The 12773-nt window shown below is 44.7% G+C and carries 12 protein-coding genes and 1 riboswitch; of the genes, 8 read left to right on the top strand and 4 right to left on the bottom strand.

Features of this window, described 5'->3' with window-relative positions; all coding sequences use genetic code 11:
* Positions 1–46: 46 nt before the first annotated feature.
* From B0E43_RS18940 to B0E43_RS18925, 4 genes are all read left to right on the top strand, one after another.
* A complete protein-coding gene (locus B0E43_RS18940) occupies positions 47–670 on the top strand; it encodes an intradiol ring-cleavage dioxygenase (RefSeq protein WP_077352675.1) in 624 nt (207 codons plus the stop codon).
* Positions 663–1301 carry a YceI family protein gene (locus tag B0E43_RS18935; protein ID WP_077352673.1) on the top strand — a complete coding sequence of 213 codons (639 nt, stop codon included), beginning with the start codon at positions 663–665 and terminating at the stop codon, positions 1299–1301. The genes B0E43_RS18940 and B0E43_RS18935 overlap by 8 nt, the downstream gene beginning before the upstream one ends.
* A 245-nt stretch (positions 1302–1546) precedes the next feature.
* Positions 1547–2614, top strand: coding sequence for a Fic family protein (locus B0E43_RS18930; protein ID WP_077352671.1), 1068 nt, complete (start codon positions 1547–1549; stop codon positions 2612–2614).
* A 13-nt stretch (positions 2615–2627) separates the two neighbouring features.
* Complete coding sequence (locus B0E43_RS18925) at positions 2628–3107, top strand: hypothetical protein (RefSeq protein ID WP_077352669.1); 480 nt, start codon at positions 2628–2630, stop codon at positions 3105–3107.
* 89 nt (positions 3108–3196) lie between these two features.
* On the opposite strand, the gene B0E43_RS18920 is transcribed toward B0E43_RS18925, so the two are convergent.
* A complete protein-coding gene (locus B0E43_RS18920) occupies positions 3197–5587 on the bottom strand; it encodes a TonB-dependent receptor (protein ID WP_077352667.1) in 2391 nt (796 codons plus the stop codon).
* 140 nt (positions 5588–5727) lie between these two features.
* Positions 5728–5824: riboswitch (TPP riboswitch) on the bottom strand.
* An 89-nt stretch (positions 5825–5913) separates the two neighbouring features.
* Here B0E43_RS18920 and B0E43_RS18915 point away from each other — a divergent pair.
* The 4 genes from B0E43_RS18915 to B0E43_RS18900 all read left to right on the top strand — a co-directional run bounded on the left by B0E43_RS18915 (position 5914) and on the right by B0E43_RS18900 (position 9849).
* Positions 5914–6759: a fumarylacetoacetate hydrolase family protein gene (locus B0E43_RS18915; RefSeq protein ID WP_077352665.1), complete on the top strand. Its 846-nt coding sequence runs from the start codon at positions 5914–5916 to the stop codon at positions 6757–6759.
* Between the two features lie 6 nt (positions 6760–6765).
* Positions 6766–7122 (top strand): TfoX/Sxy family protein, encoded by a 357-nt coding sequence (locus B0E43_RS18910; protein ID WP_077352663.1) that lies wholly within the window; start codon positions 6766–6768, stop codon positions 7120–7122.
* A complete protein-coding gene (locus B0E43_RS18905) occupies positions 7119–7550 on the top strand; it encodes a secondary thiamine-phosphate synthase enzyme YjbQ (protein ID WP_077352661.1) in 432 nt (143 codons plus the stop codon). Before B0E43_RS18910 ends, B0E43_RS18905 begins: the two co-directional genes overlap by 4 nt.
* A gap of 85 nt (positions 7551–7635) precedes the next feature.
* On the top strand, positions 7636–9849 hold the full coding sequence (locus B0E43_RS18900; protein WP_139352826.1) for a carbohydrate binding family 9 domain-containing protein: 2214 nt from the start codon (positions 7636–7638) through the stop codon (positions 9847–9849).
* A gap of 84 nt (positions 9850–9933) precedes the next feature.
* Here the strand turns inward: B0E43_RS18900 and B0E43_RS18895 are convergent, their stop codons facing one another.
* From B0E43_RS18895 to B0E43_RS18885, 3 genes are read right to left on the bottom strand one after another with little or no spacing between them, the layout of a single operon-like run.
* Complete coding sequence (locus B0E43_RS18895; RefSeq protein WP_077352660.1) at positions 9934–11166, bottom strand: serine hydrolase; 1233 nt, start codon at positions 11164–11166, stop codon at positions 9934–9936.
* A gap of 2 nt (positions 11167–11168) precedes the next feature.
* Positions 11169–12224 carry an aminotransferase class I/II-fold pyridoxal phosphate-dependent enzyme gene (locus B0E43_RS18890; protein WP_077352658.1) on the bottom strand — a complete coding sequence of 352 codons (1056 nt, stop codon included), beginning with the start codon at positions 12222–12224 and terminating at the stop codon, positions 11169–11171.
* Between the two features lie 6 nt (positions 12225–12230).
* The gene (locus tag B0E43_RS18885; protein ID WP_077352656.1) at positions 12231–12653 is read right to left on the bottom strand and encodes a VOC family protein; all 423 of its coding nucleotides are present in this window, start codon (positions 12651–12653) and stop codon (positions 12231–12233) included.
* Between the last annotated feature and the right edge of the window lie 120 nt (positions 12654–12773).

Genomic DNA, 12773 nt, shown 5'->3' with positions numbered 1-12773 from the left:
TTCGGGCTTCCAATTCTTTCGTTCCATTTGTGGGAAAAAGAAAGCGATGAACCGAAACCTTATCCGATGCCTGATCTTTTGTTCCATTTTTCTGAGTATCAACTGCTCCGGTCAGTCCCGGAAACCAGTTGGCGGTGGCTGTGAAGGCTGTGAAGCAATCTTTGAGTTTGGGGAAAAAACCCTGACCAACGTGGATACGCTTCCGGAATTTGACAATTCTGAACCCAAGCTCAAACTCACCGGAACGGTTTTTCAGCAAGACGGAAAAACCCCGGCAAAGGATGTAATCCTTTACATCTATCATACCGACCCTACAGGAATCTATCCGAAAAAGGGAAATGAAACCGGTTGGGCAAAACGTCATGGATACCTGAGGGGTTGGGTCAAAACAGATCAAAGCGGGCACTATGCTTTTTACACTTTCCGCCCTGCGGCCTACCCTGACCGATCCGATCCGGAACACATTCACCTCACGGTAAAAGAGTCTGACAAAAACGAATATTATCTGGATGATTTTGTGTTTGGAAATGACCCTATTTTAACCGATAAAAAACGAAAGCTTCTCAGCAATCGGGGTGGATCCGGAATCGGAAATCCACAACCGGAAAGCGGGATGCTCACTTTCCGAAGGGATATCATCTTGGGTCTTAATATTCCTGGATATGAATAAGACTGGAATGCTGATCCTGCTTCTACTGGCATCTTGCTGTGTGGATAAGTCCAATTTTAAAATCCAAAAGGCATTGGTCCAAACTCGCCAAATTCAGGCAAAAACCACCGAAAAGGAAGTAGACACCTTGAAACTTGACTTAGACAGATCCAAGCTTTACTGGAAAGGCACCAAAATGCGGGGAGCCGGAAGTCACGAAGGTGAAGTCATAATCAGTCAGGGATTTTTGCTGAGGGATAATGCTGGATTGTCAGGGGGAAAATTTGAAATCAACATGAAGTCCATTTCCATCACTGACATTCCTAAAACCGATCCTATTCCGATTAAAAACTTGACAGAGCACCTGATGCACGCTGACTTCTTTGATGTGGATAACTTTCCAAATTCAGGATTTGTAATCACCAAAATCACAACTCATTTCCCTGAAAATCCGGAGATTTCCGGGAACCTGACCATTCGGGGAATTACCAAAAACGTCACCCTTTCAGCTATTCATCACGACAACACCCTTTCCTCCCGTTTCCTTATTGATCGTTTTGACTGGAATATTGCCTACGAAGGCTCTTGGGCAGACCGGACTTTGGTGGATCGGGAGATCGAGTTTCGGGTAAAACTGGTGTTGAGGGAGTAAGCTTTTGCTCAAAAGAAATGTTAAGTTCCTTTACATTGCCCTTTTACTATGTAAAGAAAATACCAAATTCTTTACATAGCATTTTCGATAGGTAAAGAAAATTGGAAAATCCTTACACATCATTCTTAGTATGTAAAGAAAATGCCAAAATCTTTACACACCATTCATCTTATGTAAAGAAAAGCTTGTTTTCTTTACATAAGAATTTACCTTTGTAAAGAAAATCGACTTTTCTTTACAAAGCAATGGTCTGGAAACTTATCCCTTTACCTTATGAGGAGGATTTGGAAACCAAATCCATCCTCAAGCAACTGCCCGCTGCACATGCTGCCTTGGCGGAGCTGAAGGGGATTATCCAGTCCATTCCCAACCAGATCATCTTGCTCAATACGCTGGGAATCCAGGAAGCCAAGGATAGTTCCTCTGTGGAAAACATCATCACCACGCATGACGAGCTGTACAAAGCCAATCTGGAATATGAGGTGAACATTTCTCCCGATATCAAGGAAGTACAAAACTACGTCGCTGCCATGAAGCGCGGATTTGAGCTGGTGGAAACCCAAGGATTGTTGACCAATCAGACGATATTGAAGATTCAGGAGGCGCTGGAAGGAAATAATGCGGGCTTCCGCAAGCTGCCAGGCACCGCCCTGAAAAATGCCCAAACGGGAGAAACGGTCTACCTTCCTCCTCAGGATCCGGCTGAGATTTTAAGCCTCATGGCCAACCTGGAGCGGTTTATCAACGATCCCGAATTGAGTGATTACGATCCGTTGGTGAAGATGGCGATTGTTCATTTTCAGTTTGAAAGCATCCATCCCTTCTATGACGGAAACGGACGGACCGGACGAATTTTGAACATTCTGTTTCTGATTCTCTCTGGCTTGCAAAAGCTTCCCATCCTATATCTGAGCAGTCACATCATCCGAAACAAACCAGATTATTATCGATTCCTGCAAGGAGTGAGGGAAAATGGAGACTGGGAAAGCTGGATCAGCTACATGATTCAGGGTGTGGAAAATACTGCTAAAGAGTCCATTCAACTGATTGAAGACCTCAAAGTGCTGATGGCAGAGATGAAGAACACACTTCGGGATAACTACAAATTTTACTCCCAGGAGTTGCTCAACAATCTCTTTGCGCATCCTTATACCAAAATCGATTTTCTGGTGCGGGATCTTGGCGTATCACGAATCACGGCCGCTGCCTATCTCAATAAACTGGCAAAGGATGGAGTATTGCGAAAGGAAAAGCTGGGTACGGGGAATTATTATGTGAATGAGAAACTGTTTGCCTTATTGAGCAAAAAATAAAAACCCAAGAACCTTGAACCACTTCCACTATTCGATCCAGAGAAACGGAATAAAAACTGCAGGAAAAGTTGTAATCCTGATGGGACTGATTGTATTGGCAGTTCCTTTCCTGATTGAAGTGGAAACTCCTATTTACAAGATCATTATGGTAGGTGGAGGGGCATTGGTAATTGGCACCTTAATGATTTCCATATCAGAAGGAACCCTTATTGATTTTGAGACAAACAAATTCAAAGCGTATCAGAGCATCTTGTGGATAAAATTTGGGGAGTGGCAAAGTTTACCACAAATCGAAAACGCAGAATTGATCCATTACACCTACACTGAATCCAACTTTCCAAATGGAATCAGCCCCACGATTTCCTGGAATGCTATAGTCCATAAATGTGTGCTGGTAGTTGACTGCAAAAAATTCATGGTTTTCGATTATTCAAAAGAGAAAGACGCCATTGCTGCTTTGGATATAATCCGAAACGGGTTTAAGCTTTCCTGAAATGAAATTTTCTTTCATGGCTGACCAAGATCTTCACAGATGATCTCGAATATTAATCTGAGATCATCTGTGCGATCTGTGAGAAAAGCTTAAAACTTCAAACTCAATCCCAACAAGAAGTTCGTCCCCGCCTGAGGGTAGTAGAAGTTTTCCGTGACTAATTCTCTACTGCTCGTTTCTCCTGGCACAAAGTAGCTGAAGGTATAGCCATTAGGCTCATACATTTCATTGAAGATATTGTTGATCAATAAATTCAGTTCCAAACCTTTGAAAAACCGAGGTGTAGCGGAATAGCTGATCCGGAGATCATTCGTAAAGAACGCATCCAGTGCCCTTTCGTCATTTCCTGTATTGTCCAGGAATTGCTGGCCTACGTACTTGCTGAGCCAGTTTAGCGAGAGATTTTTTGTCGGCTTGAATTCGATTATTGCCGATCCCACTACATTGGGTGAAAAAGCAATATCCGTATCAGTATAAGTTATTGCTTCCTGCTGAAATTCTTCCACGCTATAATCATCGATGTACTCCGTAAATTCTTTGATCTTGTTTTGGCTAAAAGCGATATTTCCCCCAAAGGTCCAGGCAGAAGAAACCTTGTATGCTCCATCCAGCTCAATTCCAGCCCGATAGGAGGACTCCACATTTTCCCGGATATAGGCCCCGACATCGTTGATTTGCCCAGTCAGGATCAACTGATCCCGGTAATCCATGTAGTAGAAGTTGGCATTGTAGCTGAATCGCCCGGCATTTGCGCGGACACCTGCTTCGATGTTGTTCAACTTTTCGGGCCTTGGCACTTCTGTGATGGGATTGTCAGTGAAGTCAGATCGGGTTGGTTCACGGTTGGCGACCGCATAGCTGGCGTACCAGGTCCGGTTCCCTTTTTCGTACGAAAACCCAAACTTTGGATTGAAAAAGGTGTAATTCTCATGTCCATCTACAATTCGCTGATCGTCATTTACCCCTACAAAAGAATAATTGATGCCCCGAACCTGAAGATCACCAAACAGGTTCAATCCGGGTCTAATTTCATAGGTGCCTTTTGCGTAAATATTCCGATCGTCTTTGACCGCATTGTTGTCGTAGTAGCGATCACGAATCTCGGTGTCACCCGCGATTCTTGCCCAGATGATCTCCCCAAAATGGTCTCCATCGTATCGATTGGCACCACCGCCCAAGATCAGATCTAATTTTCCATTTGTGGAGATGTAATTCACCGATCCCACCACACCATAAAAATCATTGTCCAGCCAAAGACGTCGGATGATATCGGTGCTTTCTATTATCTCATCCCCTATGATCACCGGCGGCAATCCATAGCTCGCAAAATCGTCATCCTCCCGGTACTGTTCATAATATCCCCGGCCGTAGGTATAATGAAAGGCTAGATTAGTTTTCCAGTTTGACCCGACTTTTCCGGTATAGATCAATTGATAATGATCCTGCTGATAATTATCCGTTTCGTTGTCGTAGGTATAATAGTTGTAGGTTCGGTCATCCTCCAGCTTAGATTCAGGAAGACCGTACCAACTTTGGTAGGTTTGCTCTTTTCCCGAAAAAGCCACCAGCTTAACCACACTTTTTTCTCCATAATACCCACCAGAAACAAACCAACTGCTCAGGTCAGAAAATGCCCGGTCCACATAGCCATCTGAAGTGATTTTGGAAAGTCGTGCATCCACAGCAAAGCGGTCATTAAGCAAACCTGTTCCGGCTTTTACCGTATGCCTCCAGGTGTTGAAGGATCCAAAACTATTGTCAATCTGGGCGTACGGATCGTCTTGACGGGTGTCTGTCTGGAAATTGAGGCTGGCGCCAAAAGTAGCGGCTCCGTTGGTTGAAGTGCCGACTCCACGTTGGATTTGAATATTTTCAACAGAGGATGCAAAGTCCGGCATATTGACCCAAAACACCCCATGAGACTCGGCATCGTTCATGGGAATGCCGTTGACAGTGGCATTGATCCGAGTCTGATCGGATCCACGAATACGCAATCCGGTATAGCCGACTCCAGCCCCCGCATCAGAATAGCTCACCACCGACGGAGTATATTGAAGCAGGATCGGAATGTCCTGCCCCAAATTTCGTTTGGCAATTTCAGACTTATCCACAGTCGTGAAAGTCGTCGGAGTGCTTCCGGAAGCCCGGGTGGCAGAGACGATAAATTCTTCGGTAAGAATGGCTCTACTCGCCAAAGAAATCACCAAATCTCCGGATTGCGGGACGGTAACTACCTGACGGTAGGTTTCAAAACCAAGAAATGATACCCGCAATTCCACTTCTCCACCAGGCAAATTGGAAATCGAAAACTTTCCTTCCTCATCCGTCACCGCACCTTTCCCAAGATTCTCAGTCCAAACAGACGCACCAACGAGGGCTTCACCGCTTTGAGCATCCACGACTTTTCCACTGAGGCTGTGTTGAGCCCAAGCCGAAATTGTGGCCAAAGATAAAATCAGACCAATTAGAAACTTTTTCATGTGTAATCTCCCTTTCGGGTCATTTGAGTGAAACATTAGAAAACCCAAGGGAGGTCTTCTGTGACAGTTTACCCGGTTTGCAAAACAGAAACTCCAGAATAGCCTGAAGGGTACCACTTCGGCATTTTCATTGACAGCAACGCTTTACTTTCTCATTTCCCTTCGCCGGCATTACCCGGATCAGGTCGTATGGGTATGATCTCAGCCCGTTTCGTTAAGGCACCCCTTATGATCTTGAACAAAGGTACTCGCGAAAAGTTTCTTTGCAAGTCTCGCCCTTCAATTCCTTTTTTCTAAATTCCCGGCAATAAACCCCCAACAAACCTATGAAGCTTTACAAACTGACAGCTGGAACACTTTTAGAATCTGACAATGGCATCTTTCTTGGCCCCGAACTCGATTGGGATCAGCTTTTGGGAAGGGAGCATTTGCCCCAACTCTTGAAATCGGAAGCCACACATTGGGAGAAAATTTCTTTTGAAAAAGCTGAAGAACTAAAAGAAGAAGGCCTTTTGGCTCCTATGGGAAATCAGGAAGTTTGGGCAGCTGGGGTGACTTATTACCGCAGCCGAACTGCCAGAATGGAAGAATCCCAGGATGCCGGTGGAGCGGATTTTTATGACAAAGTTTATGCAGCCGACCGTCCCGAATTATTCTTCAAAGCGACCTCGAGCCGCGTTTCCAATCCTGGAGAAACAGTAAATATCCGCAAAGATTCCACTTGGGACGTTCCTGAACCGGAGTTGACATTGTTGATTTCTCCTTCGGGAAAAGTGCAGGGATTCACCGTGGGCAATGATATGAGCAGCCGCAGCATTGAGGGAGAAAATCCCTTGTATTTGCCGCAGGCCAAAGTTTATCCGGGTTGCGCCGCCATCGGTCCTTGCATCCTGATTCAGGAGGAAATGCTCCCCGACACGACAAAAATCAGCCTCGAAATCCATCGAGTTGGAAAAATCGAAGCTTCGGGGGAAACTACCTTGGCCCAAATGAAGCGTAAACCTCAGGAATTGGCAGATTGGCTTTTCCGTGCTAATACTTTCCCAATTGGCTGTCTGATGATGACGGGAACGGGAATCGTACCGGATAATTTTACGCTTCAAGCGGGTGATATTGTGAAAATCACCATTGAGGGGATCGGGACTCTGGAGAATAAAGTGGGGAAAATTTGATTAAAAATGGCTTTTGATTCCTACCAGCTTGACAGGATTTCAAGAATTCTGAAATCCCAAAAAGTCCCATTCATTCCCAAAAAGATGATGGGTGGGCAAGTGATCTTGGTGGATGAAAAAATGCTGCTTGGGCTGGATCAGGACAAAGTTACAGGTGAAAATAGACTCATGGTCAGGGTTGGTGAGATCGCCTATGAAGACGCTTTGAAGAAACACGGAGCACGTCATATGAATTTCAATGGAAAACCAATGAAAGGTTTTGTGTTCGTTTATCCTGAAGGATTTGATTTGAAGGAGCAATTGGAGTACTGGATCAATGCAGCATTAACATACAACCCATTGGCTAAAAAAAGCAAAAAGTGAGTCAGTTCTTTTTTCAAAAACCCCTTCGCCTTCCGAGTTATCCACAGGGCTATCACCTCATCACCGATCAAATCGAAAAAGCCATCCCTGATATCCGACAAATCAGGATAGGATTTCTTCAGGTGTTCCTACAGCACACTTCTGCAGGGCTTTGCATCAATGAAAATGCAGACCCGACAGTGAGAAGGGATTTCCAAACTTTTGTCAACGAGCTGATTCCAGAATCCTTTCCTCGATTTGTTCACAATTATGAAGGAGATGATGATATGCCTGCACACATCAAAAGCGCATTTTTTGGCGTAAACCTACAAATTCCAATTTCAACCGGTAAACTCGCTTTGGGAATTTGGCAGGGAATTTACCTCTGTGAATTCCGACATCATGGCGGAAATAGAAGTCTGGTACTTACAGCATTCGGCACCGATTGACCGCCAGAAAATCAAGGTTTACCATTGGTAAAATTCCTCAATAGGAAAGCTTTCCTGCACTTACTTTTGCTGCCTCCGACCTTACATGAAACTTTCCTTTGGATTTGCAGCATTTGCTTGCTTCCTGATTTCCTTTTCGACAAATTCACAGACGGTTCCAGAGTCTAATGCCTTTGCATTTAAACTGAAAGAGCCAATCACGCTCGACGGAAATCTGGATGAAGCCATTTGGACTGATTCGGAAGGATGGAATGGAAACTTTACCCAATATTTTCCTTCCGACACTTCGGCCTCCAAAGTTCGGACCAGGGTAAAAATTGCCTTTGATGAGCACAATCTGTACATCGCCGCAGTGATGGAAAATCTGGGTCCACGAAATTACGTTTCCACTTCCCTCCGCCGAGATTTTAGAGGTGAGCAAAATGACGCCATCGTAATCGTTTTGGACACTTTCAATGACAAGACCAATGCATTTCAATTCGGAATAAATCCATACGGTGTACAGCGCGAAGGTTTGGTTTCCAATGGAGGTTCCCGCTCTGAGGATCTAAGTTTAGCCTGGGACAATAAATGGTTTTCCGAAGCAAAAATATTTGAAAACCACTGGCAGGCAGAATTGATCATCCCTCTTTCTACTATACGCTTTAGCGACGGAGCTCAAAACTGGAATGCAAATTTCTATCGAATCGACAGCGAATATGGAGAAAGGAGCACCTGGACGCCTATCCCGAGAAATTTTCCGATTCTTTCTCTGGCTTACAGCCGCAAACTGATTTTTGAGGAGCCGATCAAAAAATCGGCTGCAAATATTTCCTTGATCCCCTATACAGCAGCACGAACTTCAAAGAATTTTCTGGAAGGAACTTCGGAAGAATTGAAACCTTCCTTTGGTGGAGATGCAAAAATCGGGATTGGTCCGGCATTGAACCTCGATCTGACTTTCAACCCGGATTTTTCCCAGGTAGAGGTCGATCAGCAGGTGACGAATCTAGATCGCTTTGAGATTTTTTTTCCCGAGCGACGGCAGTTTTTCCTTGAAAATGCCGACCTCTTTGAAAGTTTCGGACACCCCAATTCCAGGCCATTTTTCTCACGAAGAATTGGTGTTGACATTGATTCTGCCACAGGGCAAAATGTGCAAAGCCAAATCATCTATGGTACCCGCTTGAGCGGAAAAGTGACCCAGGATTGGAGAATCGGGGCCATGAATATGCAAACTGCCACGGATGATGAGGCGGGGATTTCCGGGAAAAATTTCACGGTGATGGCTATTCAAAAGAAGGTATTTACCAGGTCCAATATCGGCTTGATCTATGTAGATCGTGAATCCTTGGCTTTGGATGAATACCAACAACTTTTTGACCCAACGGCCTACAACAGGCTTCTGGGGGTAGATTACAATCTTAATTCCGCTGACGGGAAATGGACCGGAAAGGTGTTTTATCACCGGACTTTTGAGTCGGGAGAAAAACAATCTCCTTATTCCTTCAATGCCCTTTTGATCTTTTCCGACATTCATTGGAATTGGAGTGTCAGTATTCTGGACATTGGAAAAGAATTTAACCCGGCTGTCGGCTATGTACCCCGGACGGATTTCAAAAGAATTAATCCTGATGTGTCCTATTTATTTTATCCCAATTCCAAGCTGATCAATCGGCATGGACCCAAACTGGAATTTGAGGGCTATTGGAATGAGCAATTGGGTCAGACTGATCGGGATATAAACATCAGTTATTTGGTTCGCTTCAATTCACTTTCAGAATTGATCGTGACACAAAGCAACCGGTATGTTTACCTTTTTGAAGACTTTGATCCCACCAGAACTGGAGGAGAAGCCCTCCTTGCTGGAACAGACTATACCAACAAGACAGTGAAGGTAGAGTACCAAAGTAATCCCAGAAACGTATTCAACATCTTAATGGAAGCCGAAGCTGGTCAGTATTTTACCGGAAACTTCCAGCGAATGACCAGTCAGATGGGATTAAGACTGGGCTACTTGGCCAATATTTCCATGAATTTCAATTATGCTCGAATCCGGCTTCCGGAACCCCAAAATGACGCCGATCTTGTGTTGGTGGGGCCACGCATTGATCTGACTTTTTCCAAAAGTCTCTTCTGGACGACCTTTGTCCAATACAACAATCAGATCGATAATCTGAATATCAACACCCGGTTGCAGTGGAGATATGCACCGGTTTCGGATTTCTTTTTGGTCTATACAGACAACTATTTTCCAGGAGACTTCGCTCCAAAGCAGCGGTCTTTGGTACTCAAGCTGAATTATTGGTTGAATCTCTAGGAAGCCAAACCAACAAAGCTTTAAAACTTGAAAGTTCTTCGCGGAAAACTCAATGGTCAGATTGAACTATATCACAAAAGGGTTTTAATACTCAAACCTAAAACCACTCAAATCCGGAGATAATTGCTTTTTCCGCTTGAGTTCAAGCTGGTTCAGGTACTCACCCAATTCGGCGAAAAAGGGTTTTCCGATCTCTTCGTATTCATACTTGTTGTCATTGAGCACACCGTCTTCATTGGCATAGACCACTGCTGAAACCAGGAATTCGACACCATTTTCGAAGTCCACAAAATAGCTCCCATCGATCATGTACCCGTAAGACCAGCCTGTCTTGTTGAAAATTCGGAAATGATTTGGGACCGGATTTTTGGAAGCTCCAAACTTGAAAAATTTGGAATACCCATCGTAAAACTCCGCAGTGTCGTATTTCGGGTAGTCACTTTCCCGGGGAAGCATACTCATGTATTTCAGGATGAAATTGCGGTGCTCCTCATTTAGGTTGAAGCGTTCCTCTCCTACAAAACCACCCGGAAAGGTGATCCTCTTGACCACTCCGTGGAGGTCTGACAGGGCAAATTTATTCTTGAAACTGAAATCCATCGGGCTCTGAATCAGGGAATCATTCCAATAATGAGCCTTACCTAATTGAGGATTTCCGGGAACAACAAAGACGCTGTCAGTTTGCCGGGCCGGGATTTCCAAAATCGTGTTTCCCGACTTATCTACAAACCGGATCGGGTTAAAATGCCGGTTTTCTGCAGGAGAAATCGGAAAGCTCAATCGCTGAGTAATCACCGTATGATTCAATCCCTTTTCCTTCAACTTTCGGTTGATGTAGTCCAATCCCAGCAATTCGTAGAGTCGGTTTGCTGCGTCATTATCAGAGACCAACAAAATCTTTTTGATGTAATGTCCGATACTTGGAAGGCCATTTTGGGAGGTGGAATCAGAAAAAAACGGAATCTGTGAGGTTCTGACCGAATCCGTCAGCATGGTCGTTTCCAAGGTCAAACCCTCGAGATTTTGTTCCTCAAGCCATTCCAAAGCCAATAAAGCAATCGGCAATTTGACGGTGGAAGCAGGATAGAAATAATGAGCATCGTCGAGGTTAAAACTGAAATCAGTAAACATCGGATTCCCGTGTTCATTTCGGTCTATTTGAGTGTAAAGAATCTGGACCTGATAGGCACTACTATCCACCAAGACCCGCTTCAGGGTGGGATAATCTTCGAATCCGGTTTCAAAAGGCCTCTTTTCTTCCTGGGTACAGGAAGATAGAATGGCAAATGCAGCAGCGATTGCGAGCAGATTCTTCATTTTCAAAGGAAATTGTGGATAATATCGCTGAGGTACATCAGGTCTTCTTTTTCGTGAAAACCGGAGATGACTATTCGGTTTACCCTTCGGCTTTGAAGTGTAGGATAGGGAAAGGAGGAAGTAATAATTCCTGCTTTTTCAAACTCGATCACCCACTTGTCCTCAGAATAGACAAAAGCTGGAAACTCCCTGCTGCCTTTGATCTGCGGGATGTCCGAGATTTCTTGGGAAAAGAGCTTACAGGCCTCTTCCAGCCAGTCTTTTTTCTCCAAATAGCGCTCTTGCATTTCCAAGAAAGTTGCCAAATGGGCAGGTGAACCCGGGGAAGCCCCTCCAAAAAGCGGAGTTTCCTTGATTTGCAAGATTTGCCGATCTTTTCCCAAAACAATCCCTGCCGGAAGCCCAAGTCCCTTACCCAAAGATCCTGAAACCAGTAGATTTACTCCTGGATAATTCCACTGCTGGTAGGTGCCAAAGATTATGTTTCCGAAGGTGCCAAAGGCGTGGCTGTCATCGATCAGCAGGCTTACCTGGTGTTTCTGGGCAATCTCCGCTACCCAGGAATAATCGTGAATTTCGCAGGCTAAGGGATCTACTGCATTGCCGATCAGCAGAATTTTGCGTGGAGAAAGTTGGTCTGCTTTTTCTAAACAGGCATTTTTCCATTGGATAAAATGGAATTGGATAGGGGCAGAAAAAGTATCCGGAATCACCGCTGGGTGTGTATCCGGCGCGATCCATACCTCATTTGTCCCAACGATCAGTGACTTCCAGGCTGCAATTCCGGCAAGATATCCCGAACTGAACACCGCTGCCGACTCGGATCCTGCCGATAAGGCAAAGCTTTCTTCAAACTCGTCAAAAACCCTGAGGCGAATGTTATTGATCCGGCTTTGTCCGTGGTTAGCTCCAAACTCGAATATATTGTTGGCCAAGACATCCAGAAAATCCACGTCCTGGGCAATGCCGAGATAAGATGTCCCGCTAAAATACAGGTAGTCTTTGCCTTCCAGCTCGATCATCCTACCAATGCCATGATCGAGGTAGCGATAGTTCATGGCTGACTATTTGGCAAAAATCTGGGTAGGGTCCTGAAATGATTTAAACTCCAGGGCATTTCCGCAGGGATCCAAAAAAAACATGGTGGCCTGCTCTCCCACTTCGCCTTTGAAACGGATATAGGGCTCAATCACAAATTCGATCCCATGGGCTTTAAGCTTATCGGCAAGATCGTGCCATTCATCCCAACCCAAAATTGCCCCGAAATGACGTACCGGAACATACTTCCCATCCACTATATTGGTCTTGGCAATTGCCAGTTCATCAGGCTTGATATGGGCAGAAAGCTGATGACCGAAGAAGTTGAAATCGATCCATTTATCGGTACTTCGACCGATGTCGCAACCTAACAAATCGCCATAAAATGCACGGGTTTCGGCTATATCTCGGATTGGAAATGCCAGGTGAAAGGGTTTAAATTGGCTCATATTGCTTACTTTCGTAGGATAACTTTTGATTTTTAAAGGCAAATTGAATCTAGCATTTAAATGAATATCGCCGCATGTGATGCTCTGCTCAAGCTCAGTTTCGCTGGTGATTTTTGATTT

It is taken from the genome of Algoriphagus sp. A40, assembly GCF_002002735.1.
Classification (GTDB): domain Bacteria; phylum Bacteroidota; class Bacteroidia; order Cytophagales; family Cyclobacteriaceae; genus Algoriphagus.
The sequence above is the reverse complement of the archived record's forward strand: the minus strand, read 5'-3'. Positions and strand labels throughout refer to the sequence as shown.

Coding starts and splice junctions, on each gene's coding strand:
- B0E43_RS18940 (WP_077352675.1), top strand. CDS start 47: ATGAACCGAAACCTTATCCGATGCCTGATCTTTTGTTCCATTTTTCTG.
- B0E43_RS18935 (WP_077352673.1), top strand. CDS start 663: ATGAATAAGACTGGAATGCTGATCCTGCTTCTACTGGCATCTTGCTGT.
- B0E43_RS18930 (WP_077352671.1), top strand. CDS start 1,547: ATGGTCTGGAAACTTATCCCTTTACCTTATGAGGAGGATTTGGAAACC.
- B0E43_RS18920 (WP_077352667.1), bottom strand. CDS start 5,587: ATGAAAAAGTTTCTAATTGGTCTGATTTTATCTTTGGCCACAATTTCG.
- B0E43_RS18915 (WP_077352665.1), top strand. CDS start 5,914: ATGAAGCTTTACAAACTGACAGCTGGAACACTTTTAGAATCTGACAAT.
- B0E43_RS18910 (WP_077352663.1), top strand. CDS start 6,766: ATGGCTTTTGATTCCTACCAGCTTGACAGGATTTCAAGAATTCTGAAA.
- B0E43_RS18900 (WP_139352826.1), top strand. CDS start 7,636: ATGAAACTTTCCTTTGGATTTGCAGCATTTGCTTGCTTCCTGATTTCC.
- B0E43_RS18895 (WP_077352660.1), bottom strand. CDS start 11,166: ATGAAGAATCTGCTCGCAATCGCTGCTGCATTTGCCATTCTATCTTCC.
- B0E43_RS18890 (WP_077352658.1), bottom strand. CDS start 12,224: ATGAACTATCGCTACCTCGATCATGGCATTGGTAGGATGATCGAGCTG.
- B0E43_RS18885 (WP_077352656.1), bottom strand. CDS start 12,653: ATGAGCCAATTTAAACCCTTTCACCTGGCATTTCCAATCCGAGATATA.